This window comes from Streptomyces sp. NPDC088097, assembly GCF_044741845.1.
GTDB lineage: Bacteria > Actinomycetota > Actinomycetes > Streptomycetales > Streptomycetaceae > Streptomyces.
Genome location: NZ_JBIUTJ010000007.1, coordinates 63,172 through 86,971 on the forward strand (window position 1 = coordinate 63,172; position 23,800 = coordinate 86,971).

22 protein-coding genes are annotated in these 23,800 nt (G+C 73.8%); 9 read left to right on the forward strand and 13 right to left on the reverse strand.

Features of this window, described 5'->3' with window-relative positions:
• Positions 1 to 44 precede the first annotated feature (44 nt).
• Both cobC and ACIOD1_RS21515 read left to right on the forward strand, forming a co-directional pair.
• Positions 45 to 1,466 carry an Rv2231c family pyridoxal phosphate-dependent protein CobC gene (gene cobC, locus ACIOD1_RS21510; protein WP_401903958.1) on the forward strand — a complete coding sequence of 474 codons (1,422 nt, stop codon included), beginning with the start codon at positions 45 to 47 and terminating at the stop codon, positions 1,464 to 1,466.
• A gap of 157 nt (positions 1,467 to 1,623) precedes the next feature.
• A complete protein-coding gene (locus tag ACIOD1_RS21515; RefSeq protein ID WP_401903961.1) occupies positions 1,624 to 2,823 on the forward strand; it encodes a CapA family protein in 1,200 nt (399 codons plus the stop codon).
• A 15-nt stretch (positions 2,824 to 2,838) separates the two neighbouring features.
• On the opposite strand, the gene ACIOD1_RS21520 is transcribed toward ACIOD1_RS21515, so the two are convergent.
• Together ACIOD1_RS21520 and ACIOD1_RS21525 are read right to left on the reverse strand one after the other, a co-directional pair.
• Positions 2,839 to 3,750, reverse strand: a complete 912-nt coding sequence (locus ACIOD1_RS21520) for an SCO1860 family LAETG-anchored protein (protein ID WP_401903963.1) — start codon at positions 3,748 to 3,750, stop codon at positions 2,839 to 2,841.
• A 306-nt stretch (positions 3,751 to 4,056) separates the two neighbouring features.
• Positions 4,057 to 5,151, reverse strand: coding sequence for an amidohydrolase family protein (locus ACIOD1_RS21525; protein ID WP_401903966.1), 1,095 nt, complete (start codon positions 5,149 to 5,151; stop codon positions 4,057 to 4,059).
• Between the two features lie 64 nt (positions 5,152 to 5,215).
• Here ACIOD1_RS21525 and ACIOD1_RS21530 point away from each other — a divergent pair, with 64 nt between their 5' ends.
• Entirely contained in the window at positions 5,216 to 6,286 is a 1,071-nt protein-coding gene (locus ACIOD1_RS21530) for a pyridoxal-phosphate-dependent aminotransferase family protein (protein ID WP_401903969.1), read from the forward strand.
• A gap of 25 nt (positions 6,287 to 6,311) precedes the next feature.
• Here ACIOD1_RS21530 and ACIOD1_RS21535 read toward each other — a convergent pair whose 3' ends face one another.
• The 9 genes from ACIOD1_RS21535 to ACIOD1_RS21575 form a co-directional block, all read right to left on the reverse strand.
• Positions 6,312 to 6,443 carry a hypothetical protein gene (locus ACIOD1_RS21535; protein WP_401903971.1) on the reverse strand — a complete coding sequence of 44 codons (132 nt, stop codon included), beginning with the start codon at positions 6,441 to 6,443 and terminating at the stop codon, positions 6,312 to 6,314.
• Positions 6,444 to 6,665: 222 nt separating this feature from the next.
• Positions 6,666 to 6,956, reverse strand: a complete 291-nt coding sequence (locus tag ACIOD1_RS21540) for a hypothetical protein (protein ID WP_401903974.1) — start codon at positions 6,954 to 6,956, stop codon at positions 6,666 to 6,668.
• Positions 6,957 to 7,014: 58 nt separating this feature from the next.
• Positions 7,015 to 7,722, reverse strand: a complete 708-nt coding sequence (locus ACIOD1_RS21545) for a DsbA family oxidoreductase (protein ID WP_365623972.1) — start codon at positions 7,720 to 7,722, stop codon at positions 7,015 to 7,017.
• A 66-nt stretch (positions 7,723 to 7,788) separates the two neighbouring features.
• Positions 7,789 to 8,361: a GNAT family N-acetyltransferase gene (locus ACIOD1_RS21550; protein ID WP_401904210.1), complete on the reverse strand. Its 573-nt coding sequence runs from the start codon at positions 8,359 to 8,361 to the stop codon at positions 7,789 to 7,791.
• Entirely contained in the window at positions 8,346 to 9,794 is a 1,449-nt protein-coding gene (locus tag ACIOD1_RS21555; protein WP_365623976.1) for a penicillin-binding protein 2, read from the reverse strand. Before ACIOD1_RS21555 ends, ACIOD1_RS21550 begins: the two co-directional genes overlap by 16 nt.
• Before the next feature lie 62 nt (positions 9,795 to 9,856).
• Complete coding sequence (locus tag ACIOD1_RS21560) at positions 9,857 to 10,477, reverse strand: response regulator (RefSeq protein WP_401904213.1); 621 nt, start codon at positions 10,475 to 10,477, stop codon at positions 9,857 to 9,859.
• A 41-nt stretch (positions 10,478 to 10,518) separates the two neighbouring features.
• Positions 10,519 to 11,784: a histidine kinase gene (locus tag ACIOD1_RS21565; RefSeq protein WP_365624124.1), complete on the reverse strand. Its 1,266-nt coding sequence runs from the start codon at positions 11,782 to 11,784 to the stop codon at positions 10,519 to 10,521.
• A gap of 258 nt (positions 11,785 to 12,042) precedes the next feature.
• A complete protein-coding gene (locus ACIOD1_RS21570; protein WP_401903977.1) occupies positions 12,043 to 13,176 on the reverse strand; it encodes a hypothetical protein in 1,134 nt (377 codons plus the stop codon).
• A 93-nt stretch (positions 13,177 to 13,269) separates the two neighbouring features.
• Positions 13,270 to 14,052 carry an IclR family transcriptional regulator gene (locus ACIOD1_RS21575; RefSeq protein ID WP_401903979.1) on the reverse strand — a complete coding sequence of 261 codons (783 nt, stop codon included), beginning with the start codon at positions 14,050 to 14,052 and terminating at the stop codon, positions 13,270 to 13,272.
• A gap of 137 nt (positions 14,053 to 14,189) precedes the next feature.
• Between ACIOD1_RS21575 and ACIOD1_RS21580 the strand changes: the two genes are divergently transcribed.
• From ACIOD1_RS21580 to ACIOD1_RS21595, 4 genes are all read left to right on the forward strand, one after another.
• Positions 14,190 to 15,731 (forward strand): aldehyde dehydrogenase (NADP(+)), encoded by a 1,542-nt coding sequence (locus tag ACIOD1_RS21580; RefSeq protein WP_401903981.1) that lies wholly within the window; start codon positions 14,190 to 14,192, stop codon positions 15,729 to 15,731.
• A gap of 82 nt (positions 15,732 to 15,813) precedes the next feature.
• Positions 15,814 to 16,035, forward strand: coding sequence for a hypothetical protein (locus tag ACIOD1_RS21585; protein WP_365623986.1), 222 nt, complete (start codon positions 15,814 to 15,816; stop codon positions 16,033 to 16,035).
• A 127-nt stretch (positions 16,036 to 16,162) separates the two neighbouring features.
• Positions 16,163 to 17,410 carry a TerD family protein gene (locus tag ACIOD1_RS21590; protein WP_365624125.1) on the forward strand — a complete coding sequence of 416 codons (1,248 nt, stop codon included), beginning with the start codon at positions 16,163 to 16,165 and terminating at the stop codon, positions 17,408 to 17,410.
• Between the two features lie 111 nt (positions 17,411 to 17,521).
• Complete coding sequence (locus tag ACIOD1_RS21595) at positions 17,522 to 17,695, forward strand: hypothetical protein (RefSeq protein WP_365623988.1); 174 nt, start codon at positions 17,522 to 17,524, stop codon at positions 17,693 to 17,695.
• A gap of 85 nt (positions 17,696 to 17,780) precedes the next feature.
• Here ACIOD1_RS21595 and ACIOD1_RS21600 read toward each other — a convergent pair whose 3' ends face one another.
• Together ACIOD1_RS21600 and ACIOD1_RS21605 are read right to left on the reverse strand one after the other, a co-directional pair.
• Positions 17,781 to 19,247: an alkaline phosphatase PhoX gene (locus tag ACIOD1_RS21600; RefSeq protein WP_401903984.1), complete on the reverse strand. Its 1,467-nt coding sequence runs from the start codon at positions 19,245 to 19,247 to the stop codon at positions 17,781 to 17,783.
• Positions 19,248 to 19,477: 230 nt separating this feature from the next.
• A complete protein-coding gene (locus ACIOD1_RS21605; protein WP_401903986.1) occupies positions 19,478 to 21,037 on the reverse strand; it encodes a hypothetical protein in 1,560 nt (519 codons plus the stop codon).
• Between the two features lie 346 nt (positions 21,038 to 21,383).
• Here ACIOD1_RS21605 and ACIOD1_RS21610 point away from each other — a divergent pair, with 346 nt between their 5' ends.
• The gene (locus tag ACIOD1_RS21610) at positions 21,384 to 23,225 is read left to right on the forward strand and encodes an endonuclease/exonuclease/phosphatase family protein (RefSeq protein ID WP_365624127.1); all 1,842 of its coding nucleotides are present in this window, start codon (positions 21,384 to 21,386) and stop codon (positions 23,223 to 23,225) included.
• Between the two features lie 263 nt (positions 23,226 to 23,488).
• A complete protein-coding gene (locus ACIOD1_RS21615) occupies positions 23,489 to 23,743 on the forward strand; it encodes a hypothetical protein (RefSeq protein ID WP_365623994.1) in 255 nt (84 codons plus the stop codon).
• Positions 23,744 to 23,800: the final 57 nt, after the last annotated feature.

Sequence of the window (23,800 nt, forward strand, 5' to 3'; positions counted from 1 at the left end):
GACGACGAGAAACGGACGCAAGTGACTACGGAGGGAGGACCCCGGTGGGCGAGTACGTGACGCGGCTGGTGGTCGGGGTCGGCGGGCGGGCGGGGGTCTCCGTCGCGGAGGTCTGCGCGCTGGTGGAGGAGACGTTGCGGGGGGCCGGGTTGACCACCGGCGCCCTGTCGGCGCTGGCCACGGTGGAGTCGAAGACGTCCGAGGCGGGCATCGTCGGCGCGGCGGAACGTTTCGGCGTGCCGCTGGTCGGCTATTCCGCCCAGGAGCTGGCCCGGATACAGGTGCCGCACCCCTCGTCGGCCGTACGGGACGCCGCCGGGACGGCCTCGGTGGCGGAGGCGGCGGCGCTCGCGGGCGGCGGGGAACTCCTCGTGCCCAAGCGCCGGTCGGTGGCGGCGACCTGCGCCGTGGCCACCTTCCAGGAGCACGACCTGCGCCACCACGGGGACGCGGAGGTGGTGGACGCGGGCGGCTCCCTCGTGGACCTGGCGGTGAACGTACGGGCGGGCACCCCGCCGGAGTGGCTCAAGCGGCGGATCGCCGACAGCCTCGGCTCCCTGGCCGCCTACCCCGACGGCCGGGCCGCGCGGGCGGCGGTGGCGCAGCGGCACGGGCTGCCGCCCGAGCGGGTGCTGTTGACGGCGGGGGCGGCCGAGGCGTTCGTGCTGATCGCCCGCGCCCTGGGCGGCGTACGGCCCGTCGTGGTGCACCCGCAGTTCACCGAGCCGGAGGCGGCCCTGCGGGACGCCGGGCACCGGGTGGAGCGGGTGGTGTTGCGGGCGGCGGACGGTTTCCGGCTGGACCCGTCCGACGTGCCCGAGGACGCGGACCTGGTGGTCATCGGCAACCCGACCAACCCGACCTCCGTCCTGCACCCGGCCGACGTGCTGGCCTCGCTGGCCCGGCCCGGCCGGATCCTGGTGGTGGACGAGGCCTTCATGGACGCCGTCCCGGGCGAACGGGAGGCCCTGGCGGGGCGGCTGGACGTGCCCGGGCTGGTGGTGCTGCGCAGCCTGACGAAGACCTGGGGGCTGGCGGGACTGCGGATCGGCTACGTCCTGGCCGAACCCGAGGTGATCGCGAAGCTCGGCGCGGCGCAGCCGTTGTGGCCGGTGTCGAGCCCGGCCCTGGTGGCGGCGGAGGCCTGCCTGGCCCCGGACGCGTTGGCCGAGGCGGAGGCGGCGGCCCTGCGGACGGTGGTGGATCGCGAACACCTCCTCGCGGGGCTCGCGGAGTTCGAGGAGATCTCGGTGTCGGGGGTCGCCGAGGGGCCGTTCGTGCTGATCCGGGTGGAGGGAGCGGCGGAGGTACGGACCCGGCTGCGCGCCCTCGGCTTCGCGGTCCGGCGCGGGGACACCTTCCCGGGGCTGGACTCCTCCTGGCTGCGCCTGGCGGTCCGCGACCGGGCGACGACGGGCCGCCTCCTCCAGGCCCTCGACCACGCCCTGGCGCTGACCGCGCGCTGACCTCGCGGCGCCGCCCCGCCCCCGTCCGCCGTCCCCCGGCCGCCCCGTCGTGCCGGCCGGAGGGGCGGGGCCGCGGGGGCGGGCCTACCATGACGGCACTGTCGGCAGGGTGACCACGGGGGCGGCGTTGAAGGCTTGGGGACGGACGGGGGCGGCCGTGGCCGCGCTCGCGCTGCTCGGCGGCGGACTCTACGCCGGCTGGGAGCTGCTCGGCCCGGGCGGCGGCGGCCCGGCGGCCACCGGACAGCGGCTCGGTCCCGACCCCTCGCGGCCGGCAGGGAGCGCCCCGACGGCGAGACCGTTCACGCTGGTGGCGACGGGCGACATCATCCCGTACCCGTCCATAGTCCAGCGGTCCGCGGCCGACGCGGAGCAGGCCGGCACCTACGACTTCCGCAAGATACTCGCCGGGGTCAAGCCGATCGTCTCCGCCGCCGACCTGGCGGTGTGCCACCACGAGATACCGTACGGGGCGCCCGGCGGCCCCTACACCGGCTACCCCGCCTTCAAGGCGCCGCACCAGTTGGCCGACGCCCTCAAGGACGCCGGGTACGACAGCTGTTCCACCGCCTCGAACCACACCCTCGACGACGGCTGGGACGGCCTCGTACGCACCCTCGACCACCTCGACCGGGTCGGTGTCCGGCACGTCGGATCGGCCCGCAGCGAGCAGGAGTCCAAGGCTCCGGCGCTGCTCTCCGCCGGCGGGGCCGCGGTGGCCCAACTGTCGTACACGTACGGCACCAACGGGATCCCGCTCCCCGCGGACAAGCCCTGGTCGGTCAACCTCATCGACGGGGAGCGGATTATCGCCGACGCCCGCGCGGCCCGCGCCGCCGGTGCGAACGTGGTGGTGCTCAGCGTCCACTGGGGCACCGAGTGGCAGCCGGCCCCCGACCGGCAACAGCGGGAGCTGGCCGAGTCGTTGACGGCCTCGCGCGGGACCGACGGGCTCCCCGACATCGACCTGGTCATCGGCACGCACAACCACGTGCCGCAGGCGTACGAGAAGATCAACGGCACCTGGGTGGTCTTCGGGATGGGCGACCAGGTGGCCTCCTTCGTCCCGGTCGACAAACTGCGCGGCAACCAGTCCTCGATCCCCCGGTTCACCTTCTCCCCCTCCGACACCCATGTGGGGCGCTGGCTGGTGACGAAGGCCGAGTACCTCACGCAGTACTCGGACATGGGGCCGCCCTTCCGGGTGGTGTGCGCCTCCTGCGCCGCCGGGGACGCCGGCGGCGCCGATCTCTCCGCCGCCAAGCGGGCCGAGTACACCCGCATCGACCAGGAGGTCACCGCTGCCGTGACCGCGCGCGGAGCGGCCGACCAGGGGCTGGAGCACGCGACCCGCTGAACCCCGCCGGACGGCCTACGAGGCCCTGCCGCGCCGGGTCACGACCAGCGCGCCCCCGCCGACGGCGAGCAGGAGCAGCGCGCCGCCCGCCACGTAGGGGGTCACCGAACCGGCGCCGGTCTCGGCGAGGTTGGCCTGCGTGGTGATGGCGGTTCCGGTACCGGTGGCGGTCTGCGGCTTGGCGTCGGGCTTCGCCGGGGCGCTGGGCGAGGCGCCGCCGGTGGGCGCTTCGCAGTGCGCCTCGGCGAGCACGATCTCGCCCTCGACCTCGGCCACGTTCAGGTTGAGCGGATTGACCGACACCTTGAGGCGGAGCGCCGCGGCGGCGGCCGTGGTGGAGGTGGTCTGCGTACCGGACAGCTCCAGGCTGACCAGGCCGACGCCCGGGACCTCGACCTTGGTGGGGCCGCCGGCCGAGAGGGTGACCTTCTTGCCGAGCGCGGTGACCGGCCCGAGGACGTTCGAGGTGGCCACCGGCTTCTTGCCCGCCTCGCAGACCGCCTTGGAGGTGACCTCCTGCAGCTCGATGAGGGAGAGGAAGGGCAGGCCCGGCACGTGGACCTTGGCGTGGGCCAGGTTCGCCTCGGCTTCGGCCCGGTTCTTGTCCGCGGTGGCCTTGGTGGTGGCGACCTCGGCCTTCAACACGTCGACGGGCTTGCCCTGTTCGGCGCCCTCGACGGTCACGGCGAGGGCTGTCTTGCGGGCCGTCTCGGGCGCGCTGACCTCGTTGAGGGTGGCCTTCAATGGCACGTTCACGGCCTTGTTGAGCAGGCTCACGTCGAGTCCGGCCCGCAGGACGACCGCGCCCGAGCTGCCCTGGCGCCCGGCGCCGCCGCCCGTGGCGGAGGCGGGCGGCGCGGCGAGGAGCGCGACCGCTCCCGTGGCGAGGAGAACGGCTGCGGGCATGCGGAAGGTATTGCTGTTCAAGGTGGTGGAACCCCCAGGGAGATGGGCGCCGTCGCGCCGCCAATGGGGGACATTGCGCGCGCCGACGGCTTCGACCCTGGAAATCTTTACGCACTGTGAGTGAACGGGCGGCCACCTGAGGTGAGTTCACCCCAACGGGTGGTTTCCATGCAGATATTCGATTTATGACGCCTCAGGCGGCACGGGCGTTCTCCCCCGTCCCATCGAAGGACCGGTTTCCGGCCACCACGAGGCATCCCTAACGATCGTCGCCGCCCGGACGTCACGCCCGGTCAACCGGACACCCCGGTCGACGGCCCGCTCCGGTCAGGCCCGGACGGTGCCGTTGACGATGACCCGTTCCGGCTGCGCCAGCGCCCGTACGTCGGCCCGCGGGTCTGCGGCGTAGACCACGAGGTCGGCCGGCTCCCCCTCGGTCAGACCGGGGCGGCCCAGCCACTCGCGCGCCGCCCAGGTCGTCGCCGAGAGGGCGTCGAGCGGCGGGATCCCGGCCTTGACCAGTTCGGCCACCTCGGCGGCGACCAGGCCGTGCGGCAGCGACCCGCCCGCGTCGGTGCCCACGAAGACGGGAACGCCCGCGTCCCAGGCCGCCCGGACGGTGTCGTAGCGGCGCTCGTGCAGCCTGCGCATGTGGGCCGACCAGCGGGGGAACTTGGCCTCGCCGCCCTCGGCCATCCTCGGGAACGTGGCGATGTTGACCAGGGTCGGCACGATCGCCACCCCGCGCTCGGCGAACAGCGGGATCGTGTCCTCGGTGAGGCCGGTGGCGTGCTCGACGCAGTCGATGCCCGCCTCGACCAGGTCCCGCAGCGAATCCTCCGCGAAGCAGTGCGCGGTGACCCGGGCGCCGAGCCGGTGTGCCTCCGCGATGGCCGCCTCGACCTCGGCGCGCGGCCAGCAGGCGGTCAGGTCGCCGACCTCGCGGTCGATCCAGTCTCCGACCAACTTCACCCAGCCGTCGCCCCGCAGGGCCTCCCGGCCGACGTACTCGACCAGGTCCGCCGGCTCGATCTCGTGGGCGTAGTTGCGGATGTAGCGCCGGGTACGGGCGATGTGCCGGCCCGCCCGGATGATCTTCGGGAGGTCCTCGCGCTCGTCGATCCAGCGGGTGTCGGAGGGGGAACCGGCATCGCGGATCAGGAGGGTGCCGGCGTCCCGGTCGGCCAGGGCCTGCTGTTCGGCGGTCGCGGCGTCGACCGGGCCGTGGCCGTCGAGGCCGACGTGACAGTGGGCGTCGACGAGCCCGGGCAGGGCCCAGCCGGTGACCGTGGTGACCTCGCGGGCGGCGCGGGGCCGCTCGTAAGAGATCCGGCCGTCGACGATCCAGAGTTCGTCGCGCGCCTCGTGCGGCCCGACGAGCACGCGTCCCTTCACATGGAGCACACCGTTGTGATCACTCATGTCGGCACTGTACGTGCGCCCTGGGTACGCTCGACCGGAAACCCCGGACGAAGAGAGCACCGCCGTGACCCACCCCCTCCTGGACCTTCCGCCGCTCACCCCCGAGCGCTTCGCCTCGATCGAGCGGGGGGTCGCCGAACTCCTCGGTACCCGGCAGGACGTGGTGATCACCCAGGGCGAGGCACTGCTTCCGCTGGAGGGCTGCATCCGCTCGGGGGCGCGGCCCGGTTCGACGGCGCTGAACATCGTGACCGGGCCCTACGGAACCACCTTCGGCAACTGGCTGCGCGACGCCGGGGCCCGGGTCGTCGACCTGGCGGTGCCCTTCGACACGGCGGTGACGGGCGCGCGGGTGGCCGAGGCCCTGGCCGCGCACCCGGAGATCGACTTCGTCTCGCTGGTGCACGCCGAGGCCGCCACCGGCAACACGAACCCGGTGGCGGAGATCGGCGAGGCCGTACGGGCCCACGGGGGGCTGTTCATGCTGGACGCGGTGGCCTCGGTGGGCGCGGAGCCGCTGCTGCCGGACGAGTGGGGCGTGGACCTGTGCGTGATCGGCGCGCAGAAGGCGATGGGTGGCCCGGCGGGCGTCTCGGCGGTGTCGGTGTCGGACCGCGCCTGGGCCCGGTTCGCCGAGAATCCGGCGGCCCCGCGCCGCTCGTACCTCTCGCTGCTGGACTGGAAGGAACGCTGGATCGACGGCGGCCGCAAGGCGCTGCTGCACGCGCCCGCGCAGCTGGAGATGTTGGCGTTGGAGGCCTGCCTGGACCGGATCTCGGCCGAGGGCCTGGACGGGGTCCTGGCCCGCCACGGGTCCGCGGCGCGGGCCACCCGGGCGGGAGCCGCCGCCCTCGGCATCGCCCCGTGGGTCTCCGACGCGGCCGAGGCGGCTCCGGTGGCGACCACGCTGCGGGTGGCGGACGCCTCCGCGGTGGTCGGCAAGGCCTTGGCGGCGCGGCCGTCGGCCGTGCTCGCGGCGGGTGGCGGTGCACTGGCCGGGGAGATGGTCCGGGTCAACCACTACGGCCCGGCGGCCTCCCCCGAGGCGGTCGCCACCGCCCTCGAAGCCCTCGCGGCGGCGCTGGGCAGCGACCCGGAGCCGGCCCTGTCGGCGGCCGCGGCGGTCTGGGCGTAGGTCGGGGCCCGCCCCGCCCGCGGGGTCAGGTGCCGAGGGCGGCCGGCAGGCGGTCGACGTCGGCCCCGGTGTCGTAGAGGTGGAACGAGGCGCGCGGGGCCCCCGCCAGGGCGGCGGTGGCGCCGCCGGCCGCGAGGAGTGCGGGCCGGCGGTCCACGAGGCCCGGCGAGGTCGGCGACGCGTCCGTCCGTCCGTCCGTCCGGGGACGGTACGGCGCTCCGCGCGACCAGGGCCGTGGCGGGGCCGATGGATTCGGCGGGCCGCTCCAGCGGGGCGAAGCGGACGGCGAGGTCGCCGCGGACCACGAAGGGGTTCATCGCGGAGACGAAGTCACCCTCGGGGACGGGGACTTCGGCTCCGGCGGGGAGGCCGGCCGCGATCAGGCCGACGTGGGTGGCGACGGCCGAGCCGGTGGCCACCCGGCCGGGGGCGACGCCGATCGGCGGGCGAAGGCCTCGCATACCCGGTCGACCCGGTCGAAGTCGCCGAATCCGGCGGCCACTCCGGCGCCGGCCGCCTCGGCCAGGGCGCGGACCTGCGCGACGGCTGCGCGCGGGAGGACGCCGGGGGTGGCGGTGTCGAGGTAGGTGGTGGTGTGCGCGAACTCGGCTCTCCAGGGCGGAGAGCGGACGTTCCACGCGCTCTGCGCCGCGGCCGGCCCGAAATCCATCCTCGGGCAGCCGGTTCCCGGGCGCCCCTCGGTGGGGGCGTCCGGGGACCGCTCCGGGTCAGGCCTGGGGGACCGCGCAGGCTCCGTCGGGCTCGCAGGCGTCGGCGGTCTCGGCCGGGGCGGCCGGCTCGCGGCCCGCCCAGGCCTGTTCGAGGGCCTGGGTGAACACCTCGGCCGGCTGCCCGCCGGAGATGCCGTAGCGGCGGTCGAACACGAAGAACGGCACCGCGTTGGCGCCGAGTTCGGACGCCTCGCGCTCGTCGGCCCGCACCTCGTCCGCGTAGGCGGAGTCGTCGGCCAGGACGGCGGCGGCCTCGGCCCCGTCGAGGCCGGCCTCGACGGCGAGGGCGAGCAGCGCCTCCGGTTCGTAGACGGAGCGCTCCTCGGCGAAGTTGGCGCGGAAGGCGAGGTCCAGCAGCTCCTCCTGGCGGCCCCGGGCGGCGGCCAGGTGCAGCAGGCGGTGGACGTCGAAGGTGTTGCCGTGGAGGCGGCCCTCGGTCCGGTACTCCAGCCCTTCGGCGCGCGCGCTCGCCGCGACGTTCTCCTCCATGCCGCGCGCCTCGTCGAGGGTGCGTCCGTACTTGCGGGACAGCATCTCCAGGACGGGGGCGGTGACGCCCTTGGCGCCGTTCGGGTCGAGCTCGAAGGACCGGAAGACGACCTCCACCTCGTCGCGGTGCGCGAACTCGGCCAGGCCCTTGGTGAAGCGGGCCTTCCCGATGTAGCACCAGGGGCAGGCGATGTCGCTCCAGATCTCGACGCGCATGTTCCTTCTTCTCTCCGGGCTCGGGGGGGTAAATCGGTTCTCGGTTCAACCACTCTCGCCGGCGTCTCATTCCCCGGACACGGGGGGCACCTCCAGCCACAGCGTGCGGTGGGAGCCGGAGGGGGTGGCCTTCGGGTCGGGGCGCCAGCCGTGCGAGGCGTAGAAGGCCTGGGCGCGCCGGTTGTGCTCGTAGACCTCCAGGCGGACCCGCGCTATCCCGGCCCGCCGCCAGGCCGCGAGGCAGGCGGCGTGCAGGGCGGCGCCGGTTCCCCGGCGCCATTGGTCGGGGTCGACGTGCAGCTGGGTGAGGGTGGTCTGGCCGTCGGCGGTGTGGAAGGCGGCGACCCCGGTGACCGCGCCGTCGAGCTCGGCGCAGAACACCCGGCCCGAGGTCTCCGCCCGGGCGACGGCCCGGGCCCAGCCCTCGCGCGCACGGGCCGTCTCCGCCTCCCCCGCGTAGGCCTCCTCGGGAAGGCGGCCGCGGTAGTAGGTGGCACGGGCCCGGGCGTGCAGGGCGGTGATGGCGTCGAGGTCGGTGTCGAGCGCGGTCCGGATCATGAGATGGGGAACGCGCCGGGAACCCCGTTCGGTTCCCGGCGGGCGACGCCCACGTGCGCGCGTGGCTAGTTCTTCAGCCAGGCCGCCATCATCTTCTGGGCGATCGGCGCGGCCTGCCGGCTGCCGCCGATCTCGGAGCGGTCCGCGTCCGAGTTCTCGATCATCACCGCGACCGCGATCTGCTTGTCGCCCGCCTTGGCGTACGAGGTGAACCAGGCGAGCGGCGGGATGCTGTTGTTGACGCCCCGCTGGGCGGTGCCCGTCTTGCCGCCCACCTCGGCCCCCGCCACCTGCGCGGACTTGCCGCCGCCCTCGGTGGCGACCGTACGCATGGCGTCCCGGAGCATGGACGCCGTCTTCTCGCTCATGACCTCGTCGGACTTCGGGTCCTTGAAGCTCTCCAGCACGTTCCCGTTGGCGTCGGTCACCTCGGAGACCAGGTGCGGGGCGACGAGCTTGCCGCCGTTCTCGATCGCGGCGGTCACCATGGCCATCTGGAGCGGGGTGGCCTGCACGTCGAACTGGCCGATGCCCGTCTGCGCGACCTGGTCGATCGACATCTTCTGCGACGGGTACTTGCTCGGCGGGTTGATCCGGATCGGGGTGTCGATCTGGACGTTGAAGCCCAGCTTCTCCGCCATCGCCCGCATCTTGTCCTGGCCGAGCTTCGAGGCGAGGTCCGCGAAGACGTTGTTGCAGGACAGCTTCAGCGCGGTGCGCGGTGACACGTTGTTGCACGCCGCGTCACCCGCCTCGCTCGGCAGGGGCGTGCGAGTGCCGGGGATCGTGTACGGGGCGGCCACGCCCGTGGGCGTGTCGATGCCTGTGACCAGCCCGTTCTCGATGGCGGCGGCCAGGGTGACCAACTTGAAGGTGGAGCCGGGGGCCTGCGGCTTGCGCAGGGCCACGTTCTCCATGGCCTTGCCCTTGTCCGCCGACAGCTCCCCCCAGGCGTCCCCGTCGTTCGCTCCGGCGATGCGGCCCGGGTCGAAGGAGGGGTTGTTGACCACGCCGAGGATCGCGCCGGTCGCCGGGTCCATGGCCACGGCCGCTCCCGACTTGCCCTTGAAGGCTTCGTAGGTGGCCTTCTGGACGTCCTTGTCGATGGTGGTCAGCACGTTGCCCGGGGCGGCCCGCTTGTTGGTGAGCACGTCCATCATCGTCTTGAGTCGGCTGTCGTTGCCGTTCAGGACGTTCTTGTAGACGCCCTCCAGCATGCTCGTGCCGTAGGCCTGCGAGCTGTAGCCGGTGATCGGCGCGTACAGCGGTCCGTCGAGGTAGGTCCGCTTGTAGCCGAAGTCCTTGCCGCCGGTCTTGACCGAGCCCGTGATCGCCTCCCCGCCCACGATGATGTTCCCCAACGGGTTCTCGTACTGCCCGATGAGGTTGCGCCGGTTGTGCTTGTCTTCTGCGAGGGCCTGGCCTTGATATGCCTGCACCCAGGTGACCCGCACCAAAAGGGCAAGCACCAGAAGCAGACAGAAGACCGACGCACGCCTGATCGTCTTGTTCATCCCCCGGAAGGACGTATGAGCGGCCCCAGCCGTTCCGCTCTGCCCCGATTGTGGCCGGATTCTCAGCTTCCCTTCATGAGGAAACCTCCCTCGTACGCGGCGATGACCGCCTGGGTGCGGTCCCGGGAACGGGTCTTGGCCAGCACGGACGCCACATGTGACTTGACGGTCTGCGGGCCCACCCCGAGGCGTTCGCCGATCTCGGGGTTGGACAGTCCGCCGGCCATCAGGCGCAGTACATCGGCCTCGCGCCGGGTGAGACGGGCCGCCCAGGGCGGGGCGGCGGACGGACCGGACGGCGTGTAGGCGGCCGCCAGGGACCGGACGGCGGCCGGGAAGAGCAGCGAGTCCCCCCGGGCGACGAGGCGCACCGCGCCGATCAGCTCCTCGGGGTGGGCCCGCTTGAGGAGGAACCCGGCGGCTCCGGCGCGCAGCGCCTCGTAGACGTACGCGTCGTTCTCGAAGGTGGTGACGACCACGACCCGGGGCGGCTCCGCCATGGCGGCGAGGATCTGCTCGGTGGCCCGGATGCCGTCGATCTCCGGCATCCGTACGTCCATCAGCACCACGTCCGGGGCCAGCGAGCGGACCAGCGGGACGGCCTCGGCTCCGGTGGCCGCCTCGCCGACGACCTCCAGATCGGGCTCGGCGTCGAGGATGACCCGCAGGGCGGTACGGACCATCCGCTCGTCGTCGGCGATGACCACGCGCAGCGGGGGCCGGCTCACCGGAGGCCCCCGCCGGACGGACCGGGCGTGCCGACGGTGGGGCCGGGCGGGCCGGCGGCGGGGCCCAGTGGCAGGACCGCTCGGAGCCGCCACACTCCCGCGAGCGGCCCGGCCTCCACCCGGCCGCCGAGCAGGGTGGCCCGCTCGGTGGCGCCGCGCAGGCCGCGCCCCCCGGTGGTGCGCGGCTCCGCCCGCTCGTGGGCGGGCGGGTCCACGGCCGGGGGATTGGTCATGGTGATCTCCAGTTCTCGCTGTCCTGCGGGGCTGTGGACCCGGATCCGCAGGGCGACCGGGGGCGCTCCGTGGCGCAGGGCGTTGCCGAGGCCCTCCTGGACGATCCTGTACGCCTCCCGCGAGGCGATCCGCGGCAGCTGCGCCCAGTCCCCGACCGGGCCCGGGTCCAGATCGGCGGTGATCACGGTGCCCCCGACCCGGGTGCGGGCGAGCAGCCCGTCGAGGTCGGCGGCCAGGGTCGGGGCGGGTACGGCGTCGGCGCGGTCGGGGTCCCCGTCGCGCAGCAGGCCGAGGACCGCGTCCAGCTCGCCGACCGTCCGGCGGGTGGTGTCCTCGATCGCGGCGAGGGCCTCCCGGACGAACTCCGGGTCGCGGTCGAGCACCCGTCGGGCCGCGCCCGCCTGGAGGGTGACGGCGCTCAGCGCGTGTCCCACGGCGTCGTGCAGTTCCCGGGCGAGCCGGTTGCGCACGGCGAGGTCGGCGGCCCGTTCCTCGGCGGCGGCCAGCCGGTCCGCCGCGGTCGGGCCGAGCAGCACCGGGGCCATCCGGGCCAGCAGCTCCCCCGCCGCGGCCGCGCACAGCAGGATCGCCACCAGCAGGGCGGTACCGAGCGGAGGGCCCGCCCAGGTCGGCAGGCCGCCGATGGACCAGCCGTCCGTCTCCTCGCGCAGCGCGCGCAGGCTCGGCGAGAACGGCAGCCCGATCAGCACCACCGCCAGGGGCGGTATCGCGAGGCTGATCCCGCTGAGCACCGCTCCGACGCCCAGGTGCAGGGTCCACCAGGCGGAGGCCCGCCACCGGGCGCCCCAGGACCGGGCCGACCCCTCGGCGAGGCGCTCTCCCGGGACGGCGCACAGTGCGCGCACGGCTCCCGCCGACAGCGGCCGGACCAACCCGAACAACCCGGTGACCGCCGCGAGCGGCAGGGCGGCCCCGTAGGCGATCAGGGTGAGGGGCAGGGAGCCGACGGTGCTGCCCCTGCCCGCCGCCATCCCCACGCCGACCTCGGTGAGCAGGAAGTACGGCATCAGCAGGGCCCCGCCGAGGACCAGGTGCACCCACCGAAGCCCGACCCGGCCCCCCGGCAACCCGGCCCGCGCCCGCCTCGCCTTGGCCCGCCCGGCCTTCGCCCGCCCGACCTCGGGCCGCGCCGGCGCCGGTCCCGGCGCCGTCCCCGCCGGCGCCGTACCCCCCGGCCCGCTGTCGGCCCGTCTCCCCCTGCCGGAGCCGTACACGTCTCCCCCGCTCACGTCGCTCTCTTCCCCTCCCCGGCCGAACCGGGTCCCTCAGACCTCCCCTCGGGAGCGGAGGTACCGGATCAGGACGCCCGCCCCGAGCGCCCCGGTGACGATCTGACCGACGCAGGTCAGGAGTATCGCCGTGGTGATCGATTCCCCGAACTCGGAATCCGATCCCAACAGCGGGGTCAGCAACCACATCCCCCAACTGAGCGTCGCGGCCGAGCCGATCCAGGCCGCCGCCAGGGACCACCCCGCCCGGCGCGTCCCTCCCCGGGCCAGGAGCACCGCTCCGATCGCCGCGGTGAGCGCGCAGAGCGCGTGGGTCCCCGACACCACGCCCGTCTCGGCCGAGTATGCCGCCACCCGCTCGGCGGGCAACCCCGCGTCGCCTCCGAAGGCCCAGTACAGGTGCGCCGCCGCCACCGCCGCTCCGACCAGTGCCGCGGCTCCCGCCACCACCCCCGTGGGTGACGGGAGCCGCTGCCCCTGGGCGACCCGTCGGCGTCCGCCCCAACGCTCGTACGCGTAGGGGACGAACAGTCCCGCCAGAGCCACCGCCTGGATGATGAAGCCGGTGTAGACGAGGTCGGGCACCCAGGGGTCGAGGAAGGGTTCCCGGGCCGCCCGGGCCGCCTCGTCCGCCCCCAGGCCCACCGCCTTGACGAGGAGTTGGGCCGGGAACCCCAGGACGATCGGGGTGAGCAGCCCGGTGGCCACGTAGACGGGGACGGTCAGCAGCGGGCCCGGCACCCGCATGCCCCAGGGACGGGTGAGCACCATGACGAGCAGGATCACGGTGGCGTCCATCAGCAGCGTCAGCGCATTGCCCACGACGAGGAAGGGCCCGGGATCCAGCAGCACGCTGCCGTCGGGTATCCCGACGTGACTGCCGCCCAGCCAGGCCGCCTTGAGGGCCAGGTAGGGCAGGGTGGCGACCACGGCCGCCGCCCGCAAAACCCGCCGCGCGACTGCCCACCTCCCCGCCGGCGGGGGTGGCTCGCTCCTCATGGGCCCGGTGGACCCCGCGGAACCGGAGCCGGTGGACTCGGTGGACTCGGCGAACTCGGTGGACTCGTCGGAATCAGCGGAATTGGCGGATTTGGCGGACTGGTCGGAATCAACGGATCCGTCGGACCCGGTGGACCGGTGGGACCCGTCGCGGGCGGCTCGTGTGGTCATGTCCCCACGGTCCCGCGTCCGCGACCCCGCCACCTCCCCCATGAAGGTGAACCCCCTCCCCCACGTGGGGGAGGAAGCACCGCCTCCGTCGTCTCACATGCGCCGCGTCACGACCGACAGCCGGTCCCGCGCCTCGAACAGGGCCTCCTTGATGACCCGTTCGTGCCCCGGCGTCAGCCGCGCCACCGGGACCGAGCAGCTCACCGCGTCCCGCGCCGGAGTGCGGTACGGCACCGCCACCCCGAAGCACCGCAGTCCCAGGGTGTTCTCCTCGCGGTCCACCGCGTAGCCCTGCTCCCGCACCAGGGCGAGCTCCTCCACCAGCCGTTCCCGGTCCGTGATGGTGTGTTCGGTGACCGACTCCAGGCGTTTCGGGAGCAGCCTGCGCACCTCTTCGTCGGTGTGCGAGGCCAGCAGCGCCTTGCCGAGGGCGGTCGAGTGCACGGGCAGCCGCCGCCCGACCCGGGTGAAGGGGCGCAGGTAGTGCTGGGACTGCCGGGTCGCGAGGTAGACCACGCTGGTGCCGTCCATCCGGGCCAGGTGGATGGTCTCCGTGGTGTCGTCGGAGAGCCGGTCCAGGGTGGGCCGGGCCGCCGCCACCACCTCGTCGCCGTCGATGTAGGAGCTGCCGACCAGCAGGGCCCGTACGCCGATCCCGTACCGGGTGCCGGTCGCGTCCGTCTCCACCCACCCCAGGTTCACCAGGGTCCGCAGCAGCATGTAAAGGCTGGACTTGGGCAGGGAGAGGTCGCTTTGGATGTCGGCCAGGCTGTGCAGACCGGGCCGCGCCGCGAAGTGCTCCAGCAGCAGGACCGTGCGCACCGCCGACTTCACCGGCGCCGCCGGCGCGGGGCCCTCCGACTCGACTGTCGTCATACGACTGCTTCCCCTCTGGTCGGCTCGGATCGCCTCTTGTCACACGGTGGACGCGGAAATAGAGTCCGCAGCAGAAGTGATCATTCATCCACCGGAACGGCGTTCAGAATACTGAACGATCCAGGAGGCAGCCGGCCATGGCAGCGACACCAGTCTGGAGTGTGGACCCCCGCACCGGGAAGCAACGCGAAGAGGTTGCGGCGCAAGCCACACCCGAGGACGTCGACCGGGCCGTACGCGCCGCCCACGCCTCCCGCGCCGCCCTGGCCGACGCCGTCGCCCGCGTCACCTTCCTGCGGACCGCCGCCGACCTGCTCGACGGGGCCGCCGAGCGCGTGGTCGAGACCGCCGACGCGGAGACCGCGCTGGGCCCGGGCCGCCTGACCGGCGAACTCGCCCGCACCACCGGCCAGCTGCGGGCCTTCGCCGATTCCGTCGAGGAGGGCTCCTACCTCGACGTCCGGATCGACCGCGCCGACCCCTCGCTCAGCCCGCCGCGGCCCGAACTGCGCCGCTACAAGGTGCCGCTGGGCGTGGTCGTCGTCTACGCCGCCTCCAACTTCCCCCTCGCCTTCTCCGTCCCGGGCGGGGACACCGCCAGCGCCGTCGCCGCGGGCTGCCCGGTCGTCGTGAAGGCCCATCCGGACCACCCCGCCACCTCCGAGCTGTGCGCCTCGCTGCTGCGCCGGGCGGCCGTGGAGAGCGGACTGCCCGCCGACGTGGTCTCGTTGGTCCACGGGTTCGACGCCGGCCTGGAACTGGTCCGTCACCCGCTCGTCGCCGCCGCCGGTTTCACCGGCTCCGTCCGGGGCGGCAGGGCCCTGTTCGACGCGGCCGCCGCCCGGCCCGTGCCGATCCCCTTCCACGGGGAACTCGGCTCCCTCAACCCCGTCGTGGTCACCCCGGCGGCTGCCGCCGAGCGCGCCGAGGAGATCGGCGCCGGGCTCGCGGGCTCCGTCACCCTGGGCGTCGGGCAGTTCTGCGTCAAGCCCGGCCTGGTCTTGGTCCCGACCGGCCCGGACGGCGACCGGCTGACGGGGGCACTCGCCAAGTCCCTCGGGGAGAGCGACCCCGGGGTCCTCCTCGACCACCGGATGCGGGAGAACTTCCTGTCCGGGGTCCGCGAGCGGGCCGCGCTCCCCCAGGTCGACGCGCCGGTCCCGGCCGGCTCCGGCGGGGAGCACACCGTCACGGCCGGCTACCTGAGCGTCCCGGCCGTGAGCCTCCTCGAAGGCGGCCCCCACGCGCTGCTGCTGGAGGAGTGCTTCGGCCCGGTGACCGTCGTCGTCCGGTACGCGGACCAAGGCGAGGCGGCCGCGGTCCTGGACCTGCTGGACGGGAACCTGAGCGCGACCCTCCAGCTGTCGACCGCCGAGACCGGGGGCGCGCCGGGATCCGACGGGGCCCCGTCGGCCGCCGCGCTGATCGGGCGGGTCACGGAGCTGGCGGGCCGGATCGTGGTCAACGGCTGGCCGACCGGGGTCGCGGTGGCCCCGGCCCAGCACCACGGCGGCCCGTACCCGGCGGCCACCTCGCACTCCACCTCCGTCGGCGGGACCGCGATCGAGCGCTGGCTGCGTCCGGTGGCGTACCAGTCGGTCCCCGACGCGTTGCTCCCGCCGGAACTGCGCGAGGCCAACCCCCTGGGCCTGCCCCGCCGGGTCACGGGCGCCCGCTGAGCGGCACCACCACCGGCCGAGCCCCCCGGGCGGCGGCCTAATTCCGTTGCCCGCCCCGCGTCCGGCGGGGCAGGCTGCGGCCATGCCGAAGCCGCACGGGTTCACGTACGAGGTACGCAGCGACCGCACCGTCGTCATCACGCACCGGGGCCGCGCCGCCGGCACCCTGCGCGGTGGCCGGGCCGACAAGTTCCTGATCGAGGTGGAGTCCGGGGACGCGCAGCTGGTGATGGCCCGCTGGACCGGCGCCTACAAGATCGGCAACGAGCGCACGGCCGGGAACCACCCCCGCAACCGGCACTGAAGACCGGTCGGGGGCCGGCCGGGAGCCGTCGGGGCCCGCGTACACCCACCCGATACCCCTCGGGAAATCTCCGGCGAGGGTAAGGGAACGGCAAAGCGGGTCCGGTCGTTCTCCCGGCATGACCGCTATGACCCCTGGTTCCAATCTGCCGCTCAACACCGTCCGCGTGACGGTGGACGTGGCCGCCCCGGTGCGGCTCGACGTGTCGGGTCTCCTGCTCACGGCGGACGGCAAGGTGCGCTCCGACGCCGACTTCATCTTCTACAACCAGCCGTCCGGGCCCGGTGTCGACTACCGCTCGGGCGGCGGTTCCGCGCCGGACTCGATCACGGTGGACACCTCCGCCCTGCCGCCCGGCATCGAGCGGATCGTGGTCACGGCCAGCCCCGACGCCGCCGGCCAGTCGTTCCAGGGCGTCGAGCCCACCGCCACCGTGCGGGACGCGGTCGGCGGTGCGGTGATCGCCACCTTCACCCCGCCCCGGCTGGGATCCGAGACCGCCCTCGTGGTGGTCGAGGTCTACCAGCGCGGCGGCGTGTGGAAGGTGCGCGCGGTGGGTCAGGGCTACGCCAACGGCCTCGCCGGCATCGCGACCGACTTCGGCGTCTCGGTGGAGGAGGAGCCGCCCCCGGTCGCCGCCGCCCCCGTCGCCGCCCCCCTCGCGCCCCCGGCCCCGCCCGCAGCCCCGCCGACCCCGGCATACCCGGCCTCCCCCTGGCTCGGCGGCCCCACCACCCCCGCCGCTCCCCCCGTTCCCCCGGCCCCGCCCGTCACGGCGCCGGCCGCCGCCGGCAGCGGGAAGATCAACCTCGACAAGGGGCGCGTCAACCTCCAGAAGAACCAGACCGTCTCCCTGGTCAAGGGCGGCCGCCCGCTGCTCTCCCAGGTGAAGATGGGCCTGGGCTGGGAGCCCGCCTTCCGAGGGGCCAACATCGACCTCGACGCGTCCGTCATCGCCTACGGCCCGCAGCGCAACCACATCGACAGCTGCTACTTCGGCAAGCTGTCCATCCTGGGCGGCGCCGTCAAGCACTCGGGCGACAACCTGACGGGCGAGGGCGCCGGGGACGACGAGGTCATCGTCGTGGACCTCGGCCGGCTGCCCGCCGAGGCCACCGGCCTGGTCTTCACGGTGAACTCCTTCTCCGGACAAAAGTTCAGCGAGGTCGCCAAGGCCTACTGCCGGCTCATCGACGCGGCCAGCGGCGAGGAGCTCGTGCGCTTCGACCTGACCGGCGCCGAACCGCAGACCGGCGTCATGATGGCCAAGCTCATCAAGCAGTTCTCCGGCGAGTGGGAGATGACGGCCATGGGGGACTTTGTGAAGTCCCGCACAGTGCGCGGCATGGTGAAGCCCGCCTCGCAGGCACTCTGAGCAGGTGGGCGGGCACATGGCTCGGTCGGCCGCCGCCGACCGCCAACGCGGGTGATGGATGCCACGCGTAATTCGGCGGTGGCTGTCAGTGCCCGCCCGTAGCCTGGAGCCATGCAGAACACACTCCGGCCCGCGGGTCCCGCTCGCCCGTCCGCCGCAGAGGCGAACGAGGCGATCCGGCGACTCGTGGAGTCCCGGGTGGACGGCGAGTGGCCCTCCGAGGCGTACGAGTTCCTGCTGGAGGAGTGGGCCGCGGCCTCCCAGGCGGAGACCGCGACCCAGTGACCCGTCGGCCCGGTAACCCGTCGGCCCACTGAGCCGGTCACCGTCGGCCCACCACGCCGACCCCCCGGCCCACCGGCCTCGAAGGTCAGCGGCCGCGCCGCCAAGGGCCGGTGACGGCCAGCATGATCCCCGGCTCCTGGATGTTCGCGTACAGGGTGCTCCCGTCCGGCGAGAAGCAGACCCCGGTGAACTCCGAGTACTCGGGGGCCTGCGGGGTCCCGATGTTCAGCTCGTTGCGCGCCAGCGGATAGATCCGGCCCGACTCGGTGGCGCCGAACAGGTGCTGGAGTCCGCTGCCGTCCTCGGCGATGACCAGGCCCCCGTACGGCGACACGGTGATGTTGTCGGGGCCGTCATAGCCGCCCTCGACCGACGGGTCGGCGTTCACCCCGATCAGGACGGTCAGCCGGATCGTGCGCCGCTTGGGGTCGTAGAACCACACCTGACCGTCGTGCGCGGCGCCCGGGCTCTCCTCGCGCGCGTAGGAGGACACGAAGTAGGCTCCGCCGTCCGCCCACCACATGCCTTCGAGCTTGCGGGCCCGCGTCACGGCGCCCTCCGCGAACTGCTTGCGCACGGAGGTCGTGCGCGCGTCCCGGTCGGTGACGGTCACCCAGTCGACCCCGTACACCGTGCCGGTCTTCGTCGCGCGCGAGAGGTCGTCGACGAAATGGCCCGAGCTGTCGAAGCACTTCGCCGCGGCGAGCACGCCCGCGTCGGGGGCGAGCGTACGGAGCTTGCCGCGCCCGTGCCGGAATCCCTGCGGCGGGGTCCAGCGGTAGAGCAGCCCGTTGGGGCCGGAGGCGTCCTCCGTCAGGTACGCGTGGCCCTGGCGCGGGTCGATGACCACGGCCTCGTGGGCGTACCGGCCGAAGGCCTTCACCGGGCGCGGGTCGCGGTTGGCCCGCCGGTCGTGCGGGTCGACCTCGAAGACGTAGCCGTGGTCCTTGGTCATCCCGTTCTTGCCGGCCAGGTCCTCGGTCTCCTCGCAGGTCAGCCAGGTGTCCCAGGGGGTGGCGCCGCCCGCGCAGTTGGTCGACGTACCGGCGACGGCGACCCATTCGGCGACCTCGCCGCCGCGCCGGACCTCGACGACCGTGCAGCCGCCGGCCGCCGCCGAGTCGTAGACGAGGTCCGCGGTGAGCGGGACGGGGTGCGCCCAGTTCGCGCGCGGGCCCTTCAGCTCGTGGTTGTTGACGAGGAGGGTGACCCCCCGGTGGCCCTCGAAGGCGGCCGTGCCGTCGTGGTTGGAGGGGGTGCTCTCGCCGGAGTCCAACCGCGTGACCCCGCTGTGCGTGATCACCCGGTACGTGAACCCGGCGGGCAGCGCGAGCAGTCCCGCCGGGTCGGGCAGCAGCGGGCCGTAGCCGGGGCCGTGGGGGCGGCCGTGCCCGTCGGCGCCCTCGGGGTTCGTGGCTCCGCCCGCGCGGAGGTCCTCGTCGGCGGCCAGCGCCCCGGGGGCGGTGGCCAGGGCCCCGACCGTCCCGGTGAGCGCGACTCCCGCGCCGGCGAGGGCGGTACGGGCGGTGAAGTCTCTGCGGCTGAGGGGCATCTGATCTCCAGGGGTGGGGAGGGGGTGCGCCTGACGTACGGTCGTACGGGTCGTCGGCGCACACGCTCCCGCCCGTACGTGAACGGCGGCTGAACTACCCGGGAAGACGACCGACCCCTTGCCGGTCGACCCCGATGGCCGACTCCCGCCGCACAAAGTCCGGTTGCGCACCCCGGCCGGACGACCTCGCGATCGCCGGCCGGGGCGCGCCTGCCCCTCTCCCCGCCGGCTCAGGAGGGGCGCGAACGGGCCTTGAAGGCGGCCTTCCGGGCCTCCTTGGAGGACTTCTTGTCGGGGTGCATCCGCCCCATCGCCTCCAGTACGTAGGCGGTGGCGGGGTGCTCCACCCGCCAGGCCTGCTCGAAGAAGCCGGTGTGGTGCTCCGTCAGGCTCAGCATCAGCAGCGGCAGCTCCTCGCTCTCCCCGTCGGCGGCGAGCTGCGCGGCGAGCGTGTCCACCGTCAGCCAGAACACCATCGCCCCGTCCGGCGCGGGCACGTCGCCCACCTTGTGCTCCGCCAGCCAGACCCGGGCCAGCCCGCCGAGCTGCGGGTCGTCCAGCACGGACCGGACGACGGGCTCCGCCTCCGGGCCGGCGGGCGCGAGCGCCTGCTGGCAGCGCAGTCGGCGCAGCGGGGCGCCCGCGTCGTCGCCGCGCGCCGCGGCCAGCAGCTCGGCGACGGCGACGGGCAGTTCGCGCTCCCCCAGCCACAGGTCCATCTCGGCCTGCGCCGCGCGCTCGGGGTAGGACGCCACGGTGTCGAGCAGCACTTCGGCGCCTTGAGCGGCCAGGTCGCCGATGGCGGGGGCCTCCACCCCGGCCTCCAGCATCCGCGCCCGGACGCCGTAGAGGCCGAGCGGGGTCAGCCGCACCATCCCGTAGCGGGAGACGTCCTCGTCGTCCTCGAACTCGCCCCCGGCCGCGCCGGAGCCCGCCCCCGCGAGCTCCTCGTCGTCGGCCTCGGCCATCAACTCCTCGTCCACGGGCCGGAACTCGACCAGTCCGATCGGCTCCAGCTGCCGGAACTGGTCGTCGAGGCGCATCATCGCGTCCGACACCTGTTCCAGTACGGCGTCGGTCGGGTCGCCCATGTCGTCGGGCACGATCATCGACGCGGCGAGCACCGGCAGGGGCACCGGGTCCTCGCCCGAGCCGCCCTCGGCGACGGTGAGCAGGTAGAGGTTGGCGAGGACCCCGTCGAGGAAGTCGGCCTCGCGCTGTGGATTCCAGTCGAGCCGGTCGAAGTCGATCTCGCCGCCCGTGTCCAACGCGTCGACGAGGTCGTCCAGATCGGGCACCGCCGCGTCCGCGAGGACGGTCTCCAGGGCGGCCAGCCACAGGTCGAGCACGTCGCCGGGGGCGCCGCCGACCAGGAGGGCGAGGTCCTCGCCGGGTGCCGCGGTGCCGTATTCGGGTTCGCCCGCGCCGTGGGCGCCGTCGGACGCGTCGGCCCCGTCGGACGCGTCGAGGGCCGCGACGCCGTCGACCCCGTCGTCTTCGGGCTCGGGTTCGGTCACGTCGACCAGCCCCGTGTCCACGGCCACCCGCCAGGCCTGGCTCGCGTGGACGGGGCCGTCCTCGTCGTCGGGGTCGAGGCCGAGGTGCGCCGCCGCCCCGGGCAGTTGGTCGGCGACGAGTTCCCCGCCGATGTCGACCCGGGTGTCGGGTCCGGCCCAGCGGGCGAGGCGTACGGCGCGGGCGAACAGCGGGGCGACGAGGGCGTCGCGGGCCAGCTCCGCATCGGAGTGCAGCCGTACCGGCGGCAGCGTGGGGTGCGGCTCTGCGGACATGGAGTGGTTCTCCTCGGAGGGTGCGCGGTGGGGCTGTGGAGGCTGGGGGCCGTGGAGGCCGTGGGGCGGCGGAACGGGCGCGGCGGCCCGCGGGGCGCCGGGCGCCGCCCCGTCCGTGGCGTCGCGATGGCGGACCCTCGGGCCTGCTGCGGCGACCCAGCGTAGACGCATTTCGGGCACGCCCGGCGGCCCATCTCCTTTGGTTCATCCCACAGTCAGCCGCCGTCTGCCCTGGAGGCCTTGACAACTTCGCTGCGCACCAAGGAAATTGACGCGCGTAGATATATCGGAGCCCCAGGGCAACCACCTGGCTCCCACCCTCCTCCACACACCGGAGTTCCCGCCCATGCGCTCCTCGCATCCCCGTTCCGCCGCCGTCGCCGCACTCGTCGCCACCGCGCTCGCCACCGGCCTGCTCGCGGGCTCCGCCGACGCTGCCGAAGGCGCCGTGTCCGCCGATCCGATACGCATCCACGACATCCAGGGCACCACCCGCGTCTCCCCCCTCAACGGCAAGCCGGTCGCCGACGTCGAGGGCATCGTCACGGGCGTGCGCACCTACGGTTCGCGCGGCTTCTGGATCCAGGACCCCGACGCGGACGACGACGACGCCACCAGCGAGGGCGTGTTCGTCTTCACCGGCTCCGTCCCGACCGTGGCCGTCGGCGACGCCGTCAAGGTCTCCGGCACCGTCGGCGAGTACGTCCCCGGCGGCGTCGCCTCCGGCAACCAGTCGGTCACCCAGATCGCCAAGCCGGTCGTGACCGTGGTCTCCTCCGGCAACGCCCTGCCGGCCGCCACGGCCCTCAACGAGTACAACGTCCCGGACCGTTACGCCCCGGCGGGCGACCCCGCCGCCGCCGGCAGCATCAACGGCCTGACCCTGAAGCCCGGACGCTACGCCCTGGACCTCTACGAGTCGCTTGAGGGCATGAACGTCAAGATCGGCTCCTCCCGCGTGGTCGGCGCCACCGACCCGTACGCGGAGCTGTGGGTCACGGTGAAGGGCTGGGAGAACACCGCCAAGCGCGGCGGCACCCTCTACGGTTCCTACGAGTCCCAGAACACCGGCCGCCTCCAGATCCAGCAGCTCGCGCCGCTCGCGCAGCAGCCCTTCCCGGTGGCCAACGTCGGCGACAAGCTGACCGGCACCACCGAGGGCCCGCTGGACTTCAACCAGTTCGGCGGCTACACCCTGGTGGCCCGCACCCTGGGCACGGTCAAGGCGGGCACCCTGGCCCCCGAGAAGACCAAGGCGCAGGCCGCGAACGAGCTCGCGGTGGCCACGTACAACGTCGAGAACCTCGACCCGTCCGACCCGCAGACCAAGTTCGACAACCTCGCCAAGGCGGTCGTCGAGAACCTGGCCTCCCCCGACGTCGTCGCCCTGGAGGAGATCCAGGACGACAACGGCGCCACCAACGACGGCACCGTCTCGGCCGAGCAGACGCTGACGAAGTTCACGGCCGCGATCGTGGCCGCGGGCGGCCCGGCGTACCAGTGGCGGACCGTCAACCCGGAGAACGGCAAGGACGGCGGCGAGCCCGGCGGCAACATCCGCCAGGTGTTCCTCTTCAACCCGGCGCGGGTCTCCTTCACCGAGCGCGCCCCGGGCGACGCGGTGACGGCGACCGGTGTGACGCAGGTGAACGGCAAGGCCGCCCTGACCCACTCCCCAGGCCGGATCGACCCGGCGAACCCGGCGTGGGCCGACAGCCGCAAGCCGCTGGCCGGCGAGTTCGTCTTCAAGGGCAAGACGGTCTTCGTGATCGCCAACCACTTCGGCTCCAAGGGCGGCGACGAGGGCCTGGCCTCGCACCACCAGCCGCCGGTTCGCTCCTCGGAGGCCAAGCGGCTGCTCCAGGCTCAGGCCGTGAACGGCTTCGTGAAGGACCTCCTGGCTGCGGACAAGAACGCGTCGGTCCTCGCGGTCGGTGACATCAACGACTTCGAGTTCTCGGCGACGACGCAGGCGCTGGAGGACGGCGGGGCGCTGTACTCGGCGATCAAGTCGCTGCCGAAGGCGGAACGTTACTCCTACGTCTACCAGGGCAACGCGCAGGTCCTGGACCAGATCCTGACCAGCCCGGCGATCAAGAACTTCACGTACGACAGCGTGCACGTCAACGCGGAGTTCTCGGCGCAGAACAGCGACCACGACCCGCAGGTGCTGCGCTTCCGTCCGTAGTCCCCGAGACCGCGAAGGGCCCGGCCGCCGTCCCGGCCGGGCCCTTCGCCATGCCCGGAGCCGGTGCGGGACCGGTGCGGGGCCGGTGCGGGACCTGGGGTGTCGGACCGGGTGTGCGGCGGTCCTGTGCCGGTCGACATCGGGACTTTCGGCCCTGGCGTGACGCTCGACACACCCCTACCGAAAGCGCCGCTTGTGGTGTTGAGTGACTGCACGTCCGATCTTGTCCGGCTTGTCCCGCCCGCACTCTTCTGGAGGACCGCGTGTTCCCCTCCATATCCCTCGCCCAGGAAATCGGCGTCGCCGTCCTGCTCGTGGCCGCGCTCGTCTGGCTCGTCGGCCTCGGCCACATGCTGTGGGACAGCCGCTTCCACCACCCGGAGCCCGGCGCCTTCGAGGGCCTGTCGGTGATCCCGGCGCAGCGGACCACGTCGGCGCACCCGATGGAGTCGGTGGAACTGACGGAGGCCGAGCAGCAGGCCTTCGCCGGCCTGATCCGCACGATCCCCCTGCACTGAGCGCAGCGGCACGCCGCGCGCACGCGAGCGCCCCCTCACCCCCGGTCGGGGGGTGAG

Excerpts from the sequence above, each read along its gene's own strand:
- ACIOD1_RS21525 (WP_401903966.1), bottom strand. The coding sequence starts at position 5,151 with ATGAGTGATCACAACGGTGTGCTCCATGTGAAGGGACGCGTGCTCGTC.
- ACIOD1_RS21540 (WP_401903974.1), bottom strand. The coding sequence starts at position 6,956 with ATGGATTTCGGGCCGGCCGCGGCGCAGAGCGCGTGGAACGTCCGCTCT.
- ACIOD1_RS21545 (WP_365623972.1), bottom strand. The coding sequence starts at position 7,722 with ATGCGCGTCGAGATCTGGAGCGACATCGCCTGCCCCTGGTGCTACATC.
- ACIOD1_RS21555 (WP_365623976.1), bottom strand. The coding sequence starts at position 9,794 with ATGAACAAGACGATCAGGCGTGCGTCGGTCTTCTGTCTGCTTCTGGTG.
- ACIOD1_RS21560 (WP_401904213.1), bottom strand. The coding sequence starts at position 10,477 with ATGGTCCGTACCGCCCTGCGGGTCATCCTCGACGCCGAGCCCGATCTG.
- ACIOD1_RS21565 (WP_365624124.1), bottom strand. The coding sequence starts at position 11,784 with ATGCCGTACTTCCTGCTCACCGAGGTCGGCGTGGGGATGGCGGCGGGC.
- ACIOD1_RS21570 (WP_401903977.1), bottom strand. The coding sequence starts at position 13,176 with ATGACCACACGAGCCGCCCGCGACGGGTCCCACCGGTCCACCGGGTCC.
- ACIOD1_RS21575 (WP_401903979.1), bottom strand. The coding sequence starts at position 14,052 with ATGACGACAGTCGAGTCGGAGGGCCCCGCGCCGGCGGCGCCGGTGAAG.
- ACIOD1_RS21580 (WP_401903981.1), top strand. The coding sequence starts at position 14,190 with ATGGCAGCGACACCAGTCTGGAGTGTGGACCCCCGCACCGGGAAGCAA.
- ACIOD1_RS21585 (WP_365623986.1), top strand. The coding sequence starts at position 15,814 with ATGCCGAAGCCGCACGGGTTCACGTACGAGGTACGCAGCGACCGCACC.
- ACIOD1_RS21590 (WP_365624125.1), top strand. The coding sequence starts at position 16,163 with ATGACCCCTGGTTCCAATCTGCCGCTCAACACCGTCCGCGTGACGGTG.
- ACIOD1_RS21595 (WP_365623988.1), top strand. The coding sequence starts at position 17,522 with ATGCAGAACACACTCCGGCCCGCGGGTCCCGCTCGCCCGTCCGCCGCA.
- ACIOD1_RS21600 (WP_401903984.1), bottom strand. The coding sequence starts at position 19,247 with ATGCCCCTCAGCCGCAGAGACTTCACCGCCCGTACCGCCCTCGCCGGC.
- ACIOD1_RS21605 (WP_401903986.1), bottom strand. The coding sequence starts at position 21,037 with ATGTCCGCAGAGCCGCACCCCACGCTGCCGCCGGTACGGCTGCACTCC.
- ACIOD1_RS21610 (WP_365624127.1), top strand. The coding sequence starts at position 21,384 with ATGCGCTCCTCGCATCCCCGTTCCGCCGCCGTCGCCGCACTCGTCGCC.